The 16,500-nt window shown below is 33.9% G+C and carries 18 protein-coding genes; 13 read left to right on the top strand and 5 right to left on the bottom strand.

Annotated elements, in window-relative coordinates; translation table 11 throughout:
- Positions 1-31 precede the first annotated feature (31 nt).
- Positions 32-1,309, bottom strand: a complete 1,278-nt coding sequence (locus AB4Y30_RS13380) for an MFS transporter (protein ID WP_368652719.1) — start codon at positions 1,307-1,309, stop codon at positions 32-34.
- A gap of 154 nt (positions 1,310-1,463) precedes the next feature.
- Here AB4Y30_RS13380 and AB4Y30_RS13375 point away from each other — a divergent pair, with 154 nt between their 5' ends.
- The 5 genes from AB4Y30_RS13375 to AB4Y30_RS13355 all read left to right on the top strand — a co-directional run bounded on the left by AB4Y30_RS13375 (position 1,464) and on the right by AB4Y30_RS13355 (position 6,798).
- The gene (locus AB4Y30_RS13375) at positions 1,464-2,282 is read left to right on the top strand and encodes a YfkD family protein (RefSeq protein ID WP_368652718.1); all 819 of its coding nucleotides are present in this window, start codon (positions 1,464-1,466) and stop codon (positions 2,280-2,282) included.
- Positions 2,279-3,052 carry a delta-lactam-biosynthetic de-N-acetylase gene (pdaA, locus tag AB4Y30_RS13370; protein ID WP_368652717.1) on the top strand — a complete coding sequence of 258 codons (774 nt, stop codon included), beginning with the start codon at positions 2,279-2,281 and terminating at the stop codon, positions 3,050-3,052. Before AB4Y30_RS13375 ends, pdaA begins: the two co-directional genes overlap by 4 nt.
- Before the next feature lie 314 nt (positions 3,053-3,366).
- Positions 3,367-5,502 carry an AAA family ATPase gene (locus tag AB4Y30_RS13365; RefSeq protein WP_368655227.1) on the top strand — a complete coding sequence of 712 codons (2,136 nt, stop codon included), beginning with the start codon at positions 3,367-3,369 and terminating at the stop codon, positions 5,500-5,502.
- Positions 5,503-5,675: 173 nt separating this feature from the next.
- Positions 5,676-6,521, top strand: coding sequence for an SPFH domain-containing protein (locus AB4Y30_RS13360; protein WP_368652716.1), 846 nt, complete (start codon positions 5,676-5,678; stop codon positions 6,519-6,521).
- A 97-nt stretch (positions 6,522-6,618) separates the two neighbouring features.
- Positions 6,619-6,798 (top strand): Arc family DNA-binding protein, encoded by a 180-nt coding sequence (locus tag AB4Y30_RS13355; protein ID WP_368652715.1) that lies wholly within the window; start codon positions 6,619-6,621, stop codon positions 6,796-6,798.
- A 195-nt stretch (positions 6,799-6,993) separates the two neighbouring features.
- Here the strand turns inward: AB4Y30_RS13355 and AB4Y30_RS13350 are convergent, their stop codons facing one another.
- Positions 6,994-7,641 carry a uridine kinase gene (locus tag AB4Y30_RS13350; RefSeq protein WP_368652714.1) on the bottom strand — a complete coding sequence of 216 codons (648 nt, stop codon included), beginning with the start codon at positions 7,639-7,641 and terminating at the stop codon, positions 6,994-6,996.
- Positions 7,642-7,938: 297 nt separating this feature from the next.
- Here AB4Y30_RS13350 and AB4Y30_RS13345 point away from each other — a divergent pair, with 297 nt between their 5' ends.
- Genes AB4Y30_RS13345 through AB4Y30_RS13325 form a run of 5 tightly spaced genes read left to right on the top strand, consistent with a single transcriptional unit; the run spans position 7,939 to position 11,327 of the window.
- On the top strand, positions 7,939-8,328 hold the full coding sequence (locus AB4Y30_RS13345) for a GntR family transcriptional regulator (protein ID WP_368652713.1): 390 nt from the start codon (positions 7,939-7,941) through the stop codon (positions 8,326-8,328).
- Between the two features lie 3 nt (positions 8,329-8,331).
- Complete coding sequence (locus tag AB4Y30_RS13340) at positions 8,332-9,441, top strand: DUF1648 domain-containing protein (RefSeq protein WP_368652712.1); 1,110 nt, start codon at positions 8,332-8,334, stop codon at positions 9,439-9,441.
- 11 nt (positions 9,442-9,452) lie between these two features.
- Positions 9,453-9,653 (top strand): PLD nuclease N-terminal domain-containing protein, encoded by a 201-nt coding sequence (locus AB4Y30_RS13335; RefSeq protein WP_368652711.1) that lies wholly within the window; start codon positions 9,453-9,455, stop codon positions 9,651-9,653.
- Position 9,654: 1 nt separating this feature from the next.
- Entirely contained in the window at positions 9,655-10,572 is a 918-nt protein-coding gene (locus AB4Y30_RS13330) for an ATP-binding cassette domain-containing protein (RefSeq protein ID WP_368652710.1), read from the top strand.
- A complete protein-coding gene (locus AB4Y30_RS13325) occupies positions 10,560-11,327 on the top strand; it encodes an ABC transporter permease (protein WP_368652709.1) in 768 nt (255 codons plus the stop codon). Before AB4Y30_RS13330 ends, AB4Y30_RS13325 begins: the two co-directional genes overlap by 13 nt.
- Before the next feature lie 75 nt (positions 11,328-11,402).
- On the opposite strand, the gene AB4Y30_RS13320 is transcribed toward AB4Y30_RS13325, so the two are convergent.
- Together AB4Y30_RS13320 and AB4Y30_RS13315 are read right to left on the bottom strand one after the other, a co-directional pair.
- Positions 11,403-11,873 carry a hypothetical protein gene (locus AB4Y30_RS13320; protein WP_368652708.1) on the bottom strand — a complete coding sequence of 157 codons (471 nt, stop codon included), beginning with the start codon at positions 11,871-11,873 and terminating at the stop codon, positions 11,403-11,405.
- A gap of 189 nt (positions 11,874-12,062) precedes the next feature.
- Positions 12,063-12,953: a TIGR01777 family oxidoreductase gene (locus tag AB4Y30_RS13315; protein WP_368652707.1), complete on the bottom strand. Its 891-nt coding sequence runs from the start codon at positions 12,951-12,953 to the stop codon at positions 12,063-12,065.
- 100 nt (positions 12,954-13,053) lie between these two features.
- Here AB4Y30_RS13315 and recX point away from each other — a divergent pair, with 100 nt between their 5' ends.
- The gene (gene recX / locus AB4Y30_RS13310) at positions 13,054-13,869 is read left to right on the top strand and encodes a recombination regulator RecX (RefSeq protein ID WP_368652706.1); all 816 of its coding nucleotides are present in this window, start codon (positions 13,054-13,056) and stop codon (positions 13,867-13,869) included.
- Positions 13,870-13,904: 35 nt separating this feature from the next.
- Positions 13,905-14,243: a YfhH family protein gene (locus AB4Y30_RS13305; protein ID WP_368652705.1), complete on the top strand. Its 339-nt coding sequence runs from the start codon at positions 13,905-13,907 to the stop codon at positions 14,241-14,243.
- A 54-nt stretch (positions 14,244-14,297) separates the two neighbouring features.
- Here the strand turns inward: AB4Y30_RS13305 and AB4Y30_RS13300 are convergent, their stop codons facing one another.
- The gene (locus AB4Y30_RS13300) at positions 14,298-15,287 is read right to left on the bottom strand and encodes a metal-dependent hydrolase (RefSeq protein WP_368652704.1); all 990 of its coding nucleotides are present in this window, start codon (positions 15,285-15,287) and stop codon (positions 14,298-14,300) included.
- Between the two features lie 95 nt (positions 15,288-15,382).
- Between AB4Y30_RS13300 and mutY the strand changes: the two genes are divergently transcribed.
- A complete protein-coding gene (mutY, locus tag AB4Y30_RS13295; RefSeq protein WP_368655226.1) occupies positions 15,383-16,447 on the top strand; it encodes an A/G-specific adenine glycosylase in 1,065 nt (354 codons plus the stop codon).
- The last annotated feature ends 53 nt before the right edge of the window (positions 16,448-16,500 follow it).

Genomic DNA, 16,500 nt, shown 5'->3' with positions numbered 1-16,500 from the left:
TTACATAAAAATAGGTGATGGCTTTTTAGATTTATTTTGTAACAGGTACAGCTTCACTAGCAACTGGAACTCTTAATTTTAAACGTTGCGGGATTCTTAGTGAAATCACTCCAACAATTAATAAGAGGATTGCTGCACTTCCAAATGAAATAAGGTGAGTATGAAAAGTTTCATATGCCCATCCACCTAGTATCGTACTAATAGAAGCTCCAATCTGGTGTATAAATAAAGCAAGGCCATATAGCATCCCTACTTGACGTACACCATATATATCCGAAAGAATTGCAGAACCTAAAGCAGCATTTCCAGCCCAGGCTAATCCTGCAATTAATGCGACCATATATAATTGGAAGGTGCTAATAACGAGAACGATAAAAATAAATCCAATACCCCGTGCAATATAAATTAATGCAAGCATATTTTTCTTCGGTACTTTATCTGCTAAACTTCCTAAAATTAGTGTGCCAGGAATGGCGACAAGTCCAATGAAGCCAATGGCACCCGACGCAATGGAAGATGAGAACCCATGGTCGATTAACATTGGTACCCCGTGACTTCCAAGTAGGTTCATGCTGTATCCACATGCGAATAAACCAATAGAAATTTGCCAAAAAGGTAATGTTTTGATGGAATCAATAAGTCGTAATTGAACTGCTGGCTCTTCGATAGGTATTTTTGTTGTCTTGATGACCTTCGTCTTGGCAATTGATTCATCTGCTCCCTCAGGTACATTTTCACGAAGAACAAATAAAGCAACAAGAATAATTAAAATAAAAAAAGTAATTCCAAAAATTAACATTGTATTTTGCCAAGTGAAGTTTTGGATCAGAATATTAGAGACAGGATTCATAATTGCAATTCCTGTCATAGAGCCTGTCGATAGATAAAAAAGCGCTTGTCCTCGACGTTTAATAAACCAACGTGCAATAACAGGAGTTAATGGTGTCTGACTGGTGAAAGCTAATCCAATGGATAAAGCGATACCGAATGATAACAATAACTCTGTAGCACTATTTGCCACTGTCATCCAAAGCGAAGAACCGAGAACGAAAAAAGAACCAATTAATAAAACCTTCTTCGCGCTCCAAAGGCTTTCTAGATAACCAGCAAGTGGCATTGCTACTCCATAAACGATCATTCCAATTGCAACAATAATAGATAAATCTGTACGAGACAATTGAAAGTCGTTTAAAATAGGATTGAAAAATGGACCAAAACTCATCCGTAATCCTGATGTAAATAATGTAATGACTGAAGCGGCTATGACAATGTACCAGCCATAGTACCATTTTGGTTTCGAGGAACTCATTTTTTTCAACACCTTCTTTATAAAATTAAATTAAATTTAACATATTTTCTAAAAAAACAAAAAATATTAGCTTGCTGAAAATGTTACCATTTATCAAATGTATATATTTGACTCGTTACGAAAAAGCTAAAAGGAAAAGAAGGGAGATGTATGGATGCAAAAAAAGATCTGGAAAAAGACATTTTTGCTCTTTCTTATTTTTAATTTATTTTATCCTGCTTTAACATTTGCCGCTGATAAGAAGTCAGATTCCACTCCTTTTACCATTCCTAATCATGTGTTACCAATAGATAAAGAAAACACATACACAAATAATAACGAGGCTGATGAAGAGGTCGAAGCAAGTGAAACAACAAAAGGATGGATAGATGGATTAAAGTACAATATTGATAATCAGGCATTAATTGAATTATTAAATGAAACAACAATCAAACCTTCACCAATAGCTATTGGATATCGTGGAATGATTTATCTTGGACGTTGGCCAATTCAATATGAAACAAAGGAAACAAAGGTCAATTGGGAGTATCAAAAAGTCCATGAAAATGAATGGAATAATATTGAATCAACAGTGAATCAGAAGCTCCATTACGACCAAAATGTAACCAAACAAATAAGTGGAGTACTAACAAGTAAAATAGAACATGCAGATGCTGTAAAACAAATGATGTTATTTGCTGCAAGAAAGAAAACGGATCTTCCATTGACTTTTCAAACAACTATTGGTCAAGGAACAAAAAAGGAAAATGCATACACTATTCCACCAAATAAAGCTGGGACATTAACGACATTTGTACCAGCAGTATATGAAAAAGGACAGATTGTATTTGGTGAAGTATATGTGCAATTAAAAGGAAAAGAAACAGAAATTATTCTAAAAAATGTAACGAAGCAAGGGATTGCAGCTTGGATGCCACTTCAGGATTATTTAACTTTCTCTTTTCAATTGAAGCAAGGGACTGAAGCAGAATGAGAATATTATTTGTAATTTTTTGCGCACTTAGTTTCATGTTGGGAACAAATATTGTAGAAGCAGCGGGCTATGGCTGGGGCTATCAGAAGAATAATAATCAAGAAATTCCAGACGTAGGTAAATATAAAGAAATTATTGAAGGGCATCAAGCATACTATGCCGATTTTTCAGAGGAAAAGAACATTTATTTAACCTTTGATAATGGTTATGAACAAGGATATACAGAGGAAATTTTAGATACCTTGAAGAAATTAAATGTACCTGCAACCTTTTTTGTAACTGGTCATTATGTGAAGGACCAGCCTGCATTAATTAAGAGGATGGTTGAGGATGGACATATTATCGGAAATCACTCCCATAGCCATCCAGATTTTACAACATTATCTAAGGAAGAGATAAAAAAAGAATTGGATTTAGTGAAAGATGCAGTAGCAAAAATATCTGATCAAAAGGAAATGAATTTTCTCAGACCACCGCGGGGAACTTTTTCCGAACAAACATTAGCTCATGCAGAGGAATTAGGATATGTTCATGTTTTCTGGTCGGTTGCATTCCATGATTGGGATACGAATAAACAAAAAGGCTGGCAATATGCATATGATCAAATCATAGAACAAATTCATCCTGGTGCAATCATTTTATTGCATACGGTATCTGAAGACAATGCCAAAGCATTGGAACGCGTGATTGTAGAATTAAAACGACAAGGCTATCAATTTAAAAGCTTAAATGATCTATTGGTCAAAAACAATATACCATCCATAACTTAATATATCAGACGCCCAGTTAAATCAAATTTTAATTGGGCATTTTTTCTGGTGATTTTAGAAGGCGTAGGGGACGTTAGTTTACGTTTGAACAATATTTAATCCTACATATTAAAGAAAAAAGTAAAAAAAATGGTAAAAAGTACTTGAAAGTCAAAAAAGGTCAGAGTATAATATGATTAAGGTCAAAGTTAGTCAAAGTCAAAACCCTTTTATAACAGAAAGGATGACAGCTGTTAAGACCTATGTATTTAACTAAACAACTCGTATAACAGATGACTGTATAAATTAAGATAAATAAAAGGAGGAAGTTAATGATGAAATGCCAACATTGTCAAACAAATGAAGCAAATATTAAATTAGCCGTACAAATAAATGGTCAAAAAATGCAATTACAGGTTTGCCAGGAATGTTATAAAGAGCTACAAGGTCAAATGTTTGGTTCAACAGGCTTCTCATCTTTTGGTGGAGCAAATGATGATTTTGCTAAACGATTTTTCCAAGGTGGCTTTCCTCAAGGAAATGTACAAACAAAGCAGAAACAAAAGAATAAACAACAAGGTCTCCTTGATCAATTAGGTAAAAATGTAACAGATGAGGCAAGAGCAAATGAAATTGATCCAGTAATTGGTAGAACAAATGAAATTAAGCGAGTTATTGAGACATTAAATCGTCGAAATAAAAATAATCCAGTGCTTATTGGGGAACCAGGCGTAGGTAAAACAGCAATTGCGGAAGGCTTAGCTGTAAAAATTGTCGAAGGCGATGTACCTGCTAAATTGATGGACAAGGAAGTATATATTCTCGATGTAGCGTCATTAGTTGCTAATACAGGTATTCGAGGACAATTTGAAGAGCGTATGAAGCAATTAATTGAAGAAATTCGCAACCGTGAGGAAGTAATTGTATTTATTGATGAGATTCATTTACTTGTTGGAGCTGGCTCTGCGGAGAATTCACAAATGGATGCCGGAAATATTTTAAAACCTGCTCTAGCTCGTGGGGATATGCAGATCATTGGGGCAACAACATTAAAAGAATATCGTCAAATTGAAAAAGATGCTGCATTAGAACGTCGTTTCCAACCAATTATTGTGAAAGAGCCATCTAAAGAGGATGCTATTCAAATTTTACATGGAATTAAAGATCGTTACGAGGCATTTCATGAAGTGAAGTACTCAGATGAGATTATTGAAGCATTTGTTGCACTTTCTGCACGTTATATTCAAGATCGATTCTTACCAGATAAAGCAATTGATTTAATGGATGAAGTTGGTTCACGAATTAATTTATTAAATGGAGAGAAAGATTCTGATTCGATTGAACTCCGTTTGCAGGAAATCGTTAAGGAGAAGGAAGCAGCAGCAGAAGTAGAAGATTATGAAAGAGCTGCTAACTTACGATTCCAAGAAATACAATTACAAAAGCAATTAGAGAAAGCAAAAGAAAATGCTAAAGAAGCACATGCTGAAGTTACTTTAGAAGATGTACAATTGATTGTAGAAGAAAAAACAGGTATTCCTGTTACGAAACTACAAGCTGATGAACAGAAAAAAATGCAAAATTTAGCCGTACAATTAGGTGCAAAAGTAATTGGTCAAAAAGAAGCAGTCGATAAGATTGCTAAGGCTATCCGTCGTAGTAGAGCAGGATTAAAGGCAAAACATCGACCAATTGGATCTTTCTTATTTGTTGGGCCTACTGGAGTAGGTAAGACAGAGCTAACGAAGGTTCTAGCTGAAGAATTATTTGGAAGTCGTGACGCATATGTTCGCTTAGATATGAGTGAATACATGGAAAGGCATTCTGTATCAAAAATTATTGGTTCACCTCCAGGATATGTAGGACATGAGGAGGCAGGACAGTTAACGGAAAGAATTCGTCGCAACCCATACTCAATTCTTTTATTAGACGAAATTGAAAAAGCACATCCAGATGTACAGAATATGTTCCTACAAATTATGGAAGATGGTCATTTGACAGATTCTCATGGTCGTACAGTTAGCTTTAAGGATACGGTAATTATTATGACAAGTAATGCTGGAACTGGCGATAAAATCACAAACGTTGGATTTAATTCACCGAACCACGAGTCAGTATCTATCCTAGAAAACTTAAATAATTACTTTAAACCAGAGTTTCTAAATCGATTTGATGCGATTATTCCATTTAATGAATTAACAGAAGAAGATTTACTACAAATTGTAGACTTAATGCTTGTCGAGCTAGAAGAAACAGTGGAAGAACGTAATATTCAAATCGCTATTTCAGATGAAGCGAAGCAAGAATTAGTGAGACTTGGCTACGATAAGCGATTTGGTGCTAGACCTTTACGCCGAGTTATTCAAGATAAAATTGAAGATCAATTAACAGATCTCTTATTAGAAAATGATGAAATTGACCATGTACAAGTAGATGTAGTAGATGAAGAGATCGTTGTACAAAGTAAATAATGTATAAATGCCCCCTGAGAAAATTTTCTCAGGGTTTTTTTGTTTAGATATTTAATCTTTCAAAAATTGATACTTGAAATTCCGACTTCTTAAAAGATAATTCTTGCATAAAGTTATATTAAAGTGATATCATTTTAATATATAAATGATTTGATTATAGAGGAGTGAATAAAATGCAGGAGAAAAAAGCTTGGACGATCAATGGTTATGTAGGTATTTTCATTATTATTCTGCTTATTGGTGCAACGGTTTTTAGTTTTATTCAACAACAATTTATTATTGGAGTAATTGCATTACTTATTGCTGCAGCACTGGGAAGTGGAGTTACATTAGTTCAACCGAATCAAGCAGCAGTTGTCATTTTTCTTGGGAAATATATGGGGAGTATACGCCAAGAAGGTATTTTAATTACTGTTCCATTTTCAGTACGTAAAATAGTCTCCTTACGTGTCCGTAACTTTAATAGTAAAACATTAAAAGTAAACGATATAAATGGTAATCCCATTGAAATTGCAGCGGTTATTGTTTTTAAAGTGGTAGATTCAGCAAAGGCTATTTTTGATGTTGATAAATATGAGCAATTTGTATCTATTCAAAGTGAAACTGCAATTCGGGCAGTAGCAACAAAATATCCTTATGATTCATTTGATGATTCAGTACTCACTTTACGGAGCAATACGGAAGGGATTTCAGACGAGTTAGCAGTAGAATTGCAAGAGCGTTTAAAGGTAGCAGGTGTAGAAGTGATTGAAACACGATTAACACATTTAGCATATTCTACTGAAATTGCTCAAGCTATGTTACAACGTCAACAAGCAAGTGCTATTATCGAAGCGCGTAAATTAATTGTGGAAGGTGCTGTAGGTATGGTTCAGCATGCAATTGAAAAAATTGAACAAGAAGGAATTATTGAATTGGATGATGAACGTCGAGTGACAATGATTAATAATTTATTAGTAGCAATTGTGTCGGAAAATGGTACACAGCCAGTCCTTAACACGGGATCTCTATATCAATAAATGATTTTTCCATCTAAACCACTTGTCAAAATGTTACTCATTAGGCGATACTTAGATAAGTTGAAGATGAAAATATTGATAAGAAAGAAGGGGTTCTATGTCGAATAAAAAGAAGAGCTTTCCTTTGCGCATAGACCCGAAATTATACGATGTCTTGCAAGCATGGGCAAAGGATGAATTTCGAAGTGTTAACAGCCATCTAGAATTTATCTTACGCGATGCAGTCAAGCGGGCTGGTCGTCTGCCGAAGAAACACCAGCAGGAAGATGAAGAGTGAACGGTTTTTTTGCGAGAACTGTATTGAGAAATTTTAAGTTTAAACAGATCATTATAGCCTGATTTATATCAAGGATATACGAATTAACAAATGGGTAAAAATTTATTAAAAGAATATTTTCTTGTATCAAAAGACCTTCAATATAATACCTATATTGAAGGTCTTTTGACCTCATTGAATTACAACACATCACATTTAATTTAGATTGTCTTTTTCTAGAAAGAAACCTTCATTGGAATTTCTTATAACAATATCAAAATCCTGATGGTAAGGATGCATAAAAAGCTCATATTGAATTCTACGCTCTTCGTGAGATTGCCTTAAAAAATCTAAGTTTACTCTTCTTTCAGTAACATCACGAAAAGACCTTCTCATTAATTCCGTTTCTCCATCCGTATACAAGTAAATTTTTAAATCAAATAAATCTGGATTGGTAAATGCAACACTCATACCTTCTATAATATGTATCTTTTTTTCGGAAGAGCTCAATTTACTCTTCGTATTATCTATGCTTAATGTATAAATATCTAAACCATCTCTAATCATATGTATATCACGCTCTAAAATTGATATATTATGAGCAGCTGGGTGACAAGCTGTCATCTTATAACGGTGGTTTTCATTCTTATATTCGTAATTAATAACAGCATACTTTCTCATATTAGAAGTACTAATGATGTAAGGGTCTGTATTAATATAATTTACATCATCTTGTCCTAATAATTTTATAAGTTGATTAGTGAACGTTGTTTTTCCAGCAGCACCATGACCCGAAACACCGATTATGACTTTTCTTTCATTACTTCTGATTAATTTAGCTATCTTATACAATATATTGTCCATAATTCCCTCGCTTTTATTACTCTTTATTTTTCCTTGCCTTCTTTATTAATACTACAAGATGGTTTTTTTGGTAATCGTCCTGTTAAATACTGCATTTTTCATTCAAATAATAATACTTACATATCCTAATTTCTAAATCAACTTAATAATGATAATTCCCAATCCAATGAAAAACTGCCTTAATTGTTTTTATAAAAACAATTAAGGCAGTTTTTTATGAAACCTCTTTGATATATTCGGAATGTATGTTATATTACAAGTATAACATGAATTCTTTAGAAAGGAGTATGGATTCCTTTGATTATTCATTTAGAGTTTGAGTCTAAAACGCCAATTTATGTACAGCTTATTCATCGTATTATTGCAGGTATTGCCAAGCAGGAGCTTGTTGCAGGTGAACGATTGCCATCTGTTCGTTCATTAGCAGCAGATATCGGAATCAATTTACACACCGTGAATAAAGCATATAAAGAGCTGGAACAAAAAGGATTTATTTTAAATCATCGTCAAAAAGGGGTTGTGATTAACCCAGATGGAGTTCCAAAGGCAGATGTATCTTTTCAAGAAGAAATGCAAGAAATATTGCATCCTCTTATTGCAGAGGCCATTTGTCGAGATGTAAATAAAAAAGATTTTATGAAGCTTTGTGAAGAGATTTTTACTTCATATGTTAAGGAGGAAAGTTAAACGATGGATCAAATCATTTGGATTTCAATTCTTTTATTCATACCTGTTTTTATTCTTTTGATTGGTATGCCATATTGGACACGACACACTGAGAGCTTTGGAGTCTCTATTCCGTCTGATGTCTATATGGATGAAAAGCTAAAAAGAATGCGAAAAAAATATGCTTCAGTTATGACAGTTTTTAGCATTGTTATACTACTTACTTTTTATTTTATCGTAGGAAATTATCCTCCAAATGATGAAGAAGTAATGGGGATTGTATTATCAACAACCATAATTGGTTTTCTAATTATTTCATTTTTAATCTATTTGTTGTTTCATAAGCAAATGAAACAACTTAAAGAGCAGGAGAAATGGAATGAGCAAAGACAACAAAAGGTTGTACTACAAACAAATTTTTATCAACAAAAATTAATTCATTCTAATTACTGGTTTTTAATTGCTTTTGCTTTAGTTGCTGTCACGTTATTTATTACCTTTACACAATATGCGAGGATTCCAGAACAGATTCCGATGCAATATAACTTCTCTGGCGAGGTGACCAATTGGACGGAAAAGTCATATCGATCTGTTTTAATCATGCCAGTTACACAAATTTATATGATTATTTTATTCATGTTTATTAATTGGATGATCGGAAGGTCTAAACAGCAATTGAATGCCCAAAATCCAGACGAATCGATAGAACAAAATATTATTTTTAGAAGAAGATGGTCAATTTTTCTAATTGCTAGTGGAATTATGCTTACCGTTCTTTTAAGTGTCATCCAGCTATCATTTATTTATACGGTTTTAGCGAGTTATATGACTGTGATTTCGCTAATGATTACAGGAATCATGATTATTGGTGCGATTATACTCACTATTACAACTGGTCAAGGTGGGAGTCGTGTAAAAAATGTAAGAACGTCAGATGGTACAGTGATAAATCGTGATGATGATCATTATTGGAAACTTGGTCAATTTTATTTTAATCGAAAAGATCCTTCATTATTTTTAGAAAAACGTTTTGGAGTTGGATGGACGATAAATCTCGCTAATCCGCTTGCATGGTTAATTCTAATCGGAATTATTGCATTAGCTGCTGGCATACCAATATTACTAAGTAGATAGGAGTGGAGAAAATGGATGTTTTTGCAGAGATAAATTGGGGACTGGTTGCACCACTAATTATTATTAATTTTATTATAATGATTTTTGCACTAGTTGATTGGATAAAAGCAGAAGAAACAAATGGTCCAAAATTGTTATGGCTTCCGATTATTCTATTTCTATCTCTTATCGGACCAGTACTTTATTTTGTAATTGGAAGGAGACAATATTAAGATGAATTTACTTTCAGTGAAAAATCTATCTAAATCTTATCGCGGAATAGAAGCTGTTAAGCCAATGGATTATCTATTTACTGCTGGACGATGTATCGCTTTAATTGGCCCAAATGGGGCTGGAAAAACGACGGTGCTTCGAATGTTGGCAGGTTCTTTAAAGCCAACCACAGGAAAAATTGATTTTAAAGAACAAACAATTAAAGATGATTTCAGACAATGGATTGGTTATTTACCACAGTATCCAGTTTTCTATTCATGGATGAGCGGAAAGGAATTTTTAGTATATAGTGGTAGGCTTGCAAAATTAACGAAAAAAGAGGCAGCAGATAGAGCCGATAAACTCCTAGATAAAGTAGGATTAGGAGATGTGAAGAATAGGAGAATTGGAAAATATTCTGGCGGAATGAAGCAACGCCTAGGAATTGCTCAGGCTATTATTCATGAGCCTAAAATTCTTTTATTGGATGAACCTGTATCCTCTCTAGATCCAATTGGACGTAGAGAAGTACTTGAGTTAATGGATGAGCTGAAAGAGCAGATGACAATTCTTTTCTCTACACATATTTTATCTGATGCTGACGAAGTATGTGATGAATTAATTTTACTTCATCAAGGGAATTTGATTGAATCAGGACTTATTGAAACATTACGTGCAAAATACCAAACGAAGAAAATGGTTATTAATTTTCCTGCTGATGCAGAGATTTATAAAGAAGCTATCGATCAGCTTCTTCAAACGAATTGTTATACAGAGAAAAATGTTCTACATGTTCCTTTAGTGGATGAAGAAGAGACACGGAAGAAAATTCTAGAAAAAGCATTATCGGAAAATTGGCCAATTCAAGGCTTTTCTATTAATCAAACTTCATTAGAAGATTTATTTATGAAGGCGGTGAACGACACATGCAATGGTTAACATTGTTTCAAAAGGAACTATTAGAAAGCTGGAGAAATTATAAATGGATATGGTTCCCGCTTGTACTGATCGTTCTAGCGATTATGGATCCAATATCCTCCTATTACATGCCGTTAATCATTGAATCTGTTGGTGGATTACCGGATGGTGCGGTGATGGAAATACCTACTCCATTACCTCGTGAAGTATTAATGATGAGCCTTGGGCAAATTGGGAGTATTGGGATATTAGTTATTGTATTAATTTCAATGGGTACTATTGCTGGGGAAAGGAAAAGTGGAGTTGCTGAATTAATTTTGGTTAAGCCTGTTGCACATTCTCATTATATTACAGCAAAATTCGTCGCAATAATGACAATGGTATGGATATCCTTCTTCTTAGCAATGGTCGGAAGCTGGTACTATACAAATTTATTATTTGGGGAAATCTCATTTATTTCATTGCTTTATGTTATTTTCTTCTATGGTCTTTGGTTAATGTTTGTAGTTTCGATTGTCGTTTTTCTAAATACCTTATTTAAAAATGCTGGAATCATTGCATTTTTATCAATTATCATTGTGCTATCTATGAGTGTACTTACACAAATATTTGGTCGTTTTATCACTTGGAGTCCGAATAATATATCTACGTACATTCATGAATATCTTATTACCCAGGAAGTTTCCACAGACTTGATAATGACTGCTATTATTACAGTTGTTTTATCTGCGATTTTGATCATGGCTTCTTTCTTTACTTTTGAAAAGAGGGATTAGGATGGAAAAGAGAGTATTGATTAAGCTGTATAACTAGTCAATACTCTCTTAAATATCATAGCTTAATGAATTTTATTAAGGTATATGTTTTATAAACTTTGCTAGCTTTATTCCATAATAGTTCTCTATGTCTACTTTTAAACGTTGTTCTAAAACTATAAATTCTTTTACGATATCATTTAATACAAAAATATTATAAAGCTCTTGTTCTGCCCATATTGACTTTAGTCTGGCTTTGTTTCCTCCAAAAGGCAGCAAAGAAATAAGTGCTCCATCATCATAATCATCATATTCTATTGAAAAATAATGAAATTCTTGTATTTTATTATTTTTTCCGTTCTTATTAATCCATTTATATAGATGTTTATAAAATTCTAATATAGGAAATTCCTCTTGATCAAAATAAAGATCGGAATTTATATAAATCTTAAAATTTGTAGTGACATCGAGAATAGCAGGGACATCTTTTCTCTGTCTGTTTGAAATAACATCTTTGTCACTAGTGAATTTATAGTAAAAAGTTACTTTACAAGATGTGGTATCCATATCTTATCTATATCATCAAATACAATTTCTATTTTTGGTTCTTCTTGTGTCCCTGCTTTTTTACTGACATTTGCTGTTCCTATGAATGCCATCTTATCACCTTCATTATTTATACTTATTATCTTTTTTCCAGTGTTTCTTCTACAAGGGTAGGTGTAGTAGAAAATTGTACATCAATACTCCATTTTCCTATTTACTCGCCAAATCATCTAAAGCTTCCTTTAGCTGTGGAAATGCAAAGGTATATTGATGATCTAATGCTTTTTGTGGAATAACAAATTGTCCTTTTGTGACAAGCTCACTCATTTCGCCTAAAACAGTTTTCATTGCAAAGCCTGGAGTTGGGAACCAATATGGTCGTTTTAAGGATTTTGCTAATAGCTTCATAAAATCTTTATTTTGAACAGGCTCTGGGGCAGTAACATTGAGTGCTCCAGCGATCTCTGATGTGTTAATAGCAAACATAATCAGCTGGACGGTATCATGAATATGTACCCAGCTCATCCATTGCTCTCCGGTAGCAATTTTTCCACCTGCAAGTAATTTTACAGGAAGTCTCATAATTGGTAAGGAGCCTTCATGCCCTAAAATAATTCCAAAACGTAAGAACACTGTACGAATGCCTGATTTTTCTGCTTCTCTAGCTGTTTCCTCCCATTGATAAACTACCTCTGCTAGAAAATCATCTCCTGGTTCTGTTGTCTTTTCTGTAAATTGCTTTTCATCTGATGTTCCATAAAAACCAATTGCTGAAGCATTAATCCAAACAGAAGGAGCTTTAGGTAATTGTTTAACATAGGTGAGTAACTTTTTTGTTGTTTCTAAGCGGCTAGAGAGAATTCTTTCCTTCTTTTTAGCTGTCCAATAACCGAAAATAGACTCCCCTGCTAGATTAATCACAGCGTCAATTTGTGGTAATTCTTGACTAGGATGAGTGAAAGATAAGTAAGTTATTTCAGAGGTTGCTTCGTATTTTTCTGGAGTTCGAGTGAAGACATAAAAATGATGATCCTGGCTTGTAAATGTCTGTATAAATTGTTTTCCTACAAATCCTGTTCCACCAGTAATTAGAAAATTCATAAGGTATGCCTCCTCGTAATGATTTATTATAAGTATAACAACTTCAACTGAGATAAAAAAGCTAAGTATGATAAGATAAAAAAAAGAAGGGGTGAAGATTTTGTTGAAAATTGCCCGTATCACTACTCAAAAGAAAAATAAGCATCGCTATAATATTTATGTCGATAGAGGTCAAGCTGATGCGTATGCATTTAGCGTAGATGAAGATGTGCTCTTACAGTATCAATTACATAAAGGGCAGGAATTAGATGAAGCACTTCTTGAGGAAATTACAAAGCAAGATGAAACACAGAAGTTTTATTTAAAGGTAATTTATTTTCTGAGCTTTCGTATGCGTTCAGAGAAAGAGATTCTAGATTATTTAAAGAGGCATGAAGTAGAGGAAGAACAAATTGCTTCTATTATGAGCAAGCTTACTGAACAAAATTTAATTGATGATTTTGCATTTGCGAAAATGTTTGTACAAACAAGAATGAATACATCGACCAAAGGACCTGTATTTATAAAGAATGAATTGCGACAGAAGGGAATAAAAGATTCAATTATTACGGAAGCAATTCAATTATTTGAACAGGAAGAACAACTAGATAAAGTAAGGAAAATTGTAAAAAAACGTCTGAAACAAACAGGTAAACAATCTTTCCGCAAACAAATCCAAAGTATTCAAATTTATTTGCTTCGTTCAGGATTTTCTTCAGATATTATTTCAGAGGTAATTAAACAGTTGGAAGAAAATAAGAATGAAGCTAGTGAATGGGATGCGATGATAGAGCAAGGGCATAAGTTAATGCGCAAGCATGAACGAAAATTTTCGGGTTATGAGTTAGAAATGAAAATAAAAGAAGGCTTATATCGTCAAGGCTTTCAAACAGACATCATTCAGCAATTTATTGACGAGGAGCTAAAGGCAGAGTAAAGTTAATTTATTCAAGGAACAGCAGGAGGACAAAAATGAAATTTCTATATAGTGATTATACAATGGAACAACTGCGTGAAGAATTAGGTAAGTTAAAGGAATTAGCTTTGAAAGCAGAGCAGCAAGGAAATATTAGTGAAGTTGCAATTCAGGAGCGAAAAATGCATTTCGTCCGTTCTTATATGTTGAATCCGGCAGATTTTTCTGCAGGTGATACACATCAAATACAAGGAGATCCAGGACATACGTTTAAAATTAATTATATTAATGGAATTATGGCATGGGGCCATCGTGTTAATTTGCTTGGAGAACAATATATTGATGAAGAGGCATTACCAATTTCTTTGCTAGGAGATAAAATTGAAACAAAATAATTATAAATAAAAAAGGTATTGCTGGGGATATGAATTCTCCCAACAATACCTTTCTTAAATTGGATGATTATCGTACTGTAATTTATGCTGTAATTTTTTCTCAGAGAAAATCCAGCCTGTATAAGAGCTAATAATTTGATGGTTTTCCGGGTTAATTTGAACAACAGCAACAAAAGGGTAATGTCCTTTCGATCGGTAACGTAAATCAATAAAACGGACTTCTACATATTCATGTCGTTCTGTAATTTCCCAACGATACACTGGTGAAAAGGATAGGAATGCGGAGATATTTTCATCCGTTAAAGCAATGTTCATCATAGGTGAGTCTGGTAAATCCACCTTTTCAAATTCATCATGGATTTGAATATGTCCATCCTCTACTGTGCCAACATAGAAATGATTTGTTGTCGTAACTGCTATACGCCAATAATTCTGTTTCATAGTTGGTGAAGTAGCCACCTTTTCTACATCTGGGAAATAGCTCTTAAGACTTTCAACAATTTCTCTTTTATCTAAATATCGTTTAAAATAGTATATTAAAATGATGCTATAAATAATCAACCATGTGTAGCCAGGGTGTGCACCAATTAACCAAATACATATACCGACAATGTGAAGTCCGAAAATGTACGGATCAAAAGTGTTTATAAACCCATGTGCTATCCACTTATTGGAAAATGGCCGAATTGCCTGTGTCCCGTATGCGTTAAAGATGTCAACAATTACATGAATGACGACGGCTAAAAACGTCCAAGCCCATAAATGGAAAAAGTTAACGCTTGGTACAAACATGTAAATGATACTAGCAATTAAAATACCCCATATAATAATTGCTGGTACAGAATGAGTCAAGCCGCGGTGGTGTCGAATGTATGTTGCGTTGTTTTTAAGCTTTAAAACCGTGTCAAAGTCAGGAGCATGTGAGCCGACAACAGTGCCGACAAGCACAGCTTGAAATAAGACAGGGTCATTAGCAACAACTGGGTCTAATGTTGCTATACCGCCCAGTGCAACACCCATAGCAATATGGGTACCTGTATCCATTCAGTAGTTGCCTCCTTGTATGTGTTATATACGCTTCATCGTATCACAAATGGATACATAATATTATTATATCATAAGGTGTGAAAGAATTGAGTATGAATTATTTACATAAATTTGACATTATAAGCTTTCAAAATGATTTATTAGCATGGTATGAACATCATCAGCGTAAACTACCTTGGAGAGAGAATAAAGATCCATACTCCATTTGGATCTCTGAAATTATGCTCCAACAAACGAAGGTTGATACTGTTATTCCCTATTTTAATCGTTTTAAGCAATTATTTCCTACAGTCTTCGATTTAGCAAAGGCTGATGAACAAGCTGTGCTGAAAGCTTGGGAGGGATTAGGTTATTATTCCCGAGCAAGAAATTTGCATCATGCTGCAAAGCAAATTGTTGAGCAATATGATGGAGTCATGCCTTCCAATCCAAAAGAATTAGGTGCTTTAAAAGGAATTGGCCCATATACAAAAGGAGCCATTTTATCAATTGCCTTTAATCAGCCTGAACCAGCAGTAGATGGAAATGTAATGCGTGTATATTCTCGCTTATTAAAAATAGAAGAGAATATTGCTGATCAAAAAGTAAGAAAGCTGTTTGAATCAGTCGTTCGTGAAACAATTGCGGTTCAAGATCCTTCTTCATTCAATCAAGCAGTTATGGAATTAGGTGCCTTAGTATGTACACCTAAATCACCATCTTGTTTATTATGCCCTGTCCAACAATATTGCCGTGCATTTCAAGAAGGGATTGAATCAGAATTACCAATTAAAAGCAAGGCGAAGAAACAAAGAGTAATTCCATATGTCGTATTGCTGCTTGAGAAAGCGAATGGATCTTATGCGATTCAGCAACGTCCAAGTGAAGGTCTGCTTGCTAATTTATGGCAATTTCCAATGATACCAATTGCTGAAATTGGATTTGATCATATCGAAAATTGGGTACAAGCAGAGTATGGTCTCACCATTCAATTAGGAAAAAAATGTGGAGAATTAAGACATGTCTTTTCACATATTATTTGGGAAATTGAAATATATCATGCACAAGTTATAGAAGATGAGGAAGACCATGCTTTTCAATTTGTTTTAAAAGAAGAGCTTGATACATATCCTTTCCCAACCTCACATATTAATATTATGAAAAAAATGGAAGATTAATCACATGTTTCCTGACTATAATCATCCAAAAATTTTGCATAACATTTGTAGAA

Source organism: Ornithinibacillus sp. 4-3, assembly GCF_040958695.1.
GTDB lineage: Bacteria > Bacillota > Bacilli > Bacillales > Amphibacillaceae > CALAMD01.
The sequence above is the reverse complement of the archived record's forward strand: the minus strand, read 5'-3'. Positions and strand labels throughout refer to the sequence as shown.

Coding starts and splice junctions, on each gene's coding strand:
- AB4Y30_RS13330 (WP_368652710.1), top strand. CDS start 9,655: ATGAATTTACTTTCAGTGAAAAATCTATCTAAATCTTATCGCGGAATA.
- AB4Y30_RS13365 (WP_368655227.1), top strand. CDS start 3,367: ATGAAATGCCAACATTGTCAAACAAATGAAGCAAATATTAAATTAGCC.
- pdaA (WP_368652717.1), top strand. CDS start 2,279: ATGAGAATATTATTTGTAATTTTTTGCGCACTTAGTTTCATGTTGGGA.
- AB4Y30_RS13360 (WP_368652716.1), top strand. CDS start 5,676: ATGCAGGAGAAAAAAGCTTGGACGATCAATGGTTATGTAGGTATTTTC.
- AB4Y30_RS13325 (WP_368652709.1), top strand. CDS start 10,560: ATGCAATGGTTAACATTGTTTCAAAAGGAACTATTAGAAAGCTGGAGA.
- mutY (WP_368655226.1), top strand. CDS start 15,383: ATGAATTATTTACATAAATTTGACATTATAAGCTTTCAAAATGATTTA.
- AB4Y30_RS13340 (WP_368652712.1), top strand. CDS start 8,332: ATGGATCAAATCATTTGGATTTCAATTCTTTTATTCATACCTGTTTTT.
- AB4Y30_RS13350 (WP_368652714.1), bottom strand. CDS start 7,641: ATGGACAATATATTGTATAAGATAGCTAAATTAATCAGAAGTAATGAA.
- AB4Y30_RS13305 (WP_368652705.1), top strand. CDS start 13,905: ATGAAATTTCTATATAGTGATTATACAATGGAACAACTGCGTGAAGAA.
- AB4Y30_RS13355 (WP_368652715.1), top strand. CDS start 6,619: ATGTCGAATAAAAAGAAGAGCTTTCCTTTGCGCATAGACCCGAAATTA.
- AB4Y30_RS13375 (WP_368652718.1), top strand. CDS start 1,464: ATGCAAAAAAAGATCTGGAAAAAGACATTTTTGCTCTTTCTTATTTTT.
- AB4Y30_RS13315 (WP_368652707.1), bottom strand. CDS start 12,953: ATGAATTTTCTAATTACTGGTGGAACAGGATTTGTAGGAAAACAATTT.
- AB4Y30_RS13300 (WP_368652704.1), bottom strand. CDS start 15,287: ATGGATACAGGTACCCATATTGCTATGGGTGTTGCACTGGGCGGTATA.
- AB4Y30_RS13380 (WP_368652719.1), bottom strand. CDS start 1,309: ATGAGTTCCTCGAAACCAAAATGGTACTATGGCTGGTACATTGTCATA.
- AB4Y30_RS13320 (WP_368652708.1), bottom strand. CDS start 11,873: ATGGATACCACATCTTGTAAAGTAACTTTTTACTATAAATTCACTAGT.
- AB4Y30_RS13335 (WP_368652711.1), top strand. CDS start 9,453: ATGGATGTTTTTGCAGAGATAAATTGGGGACTGGTTGCACCACTAATT.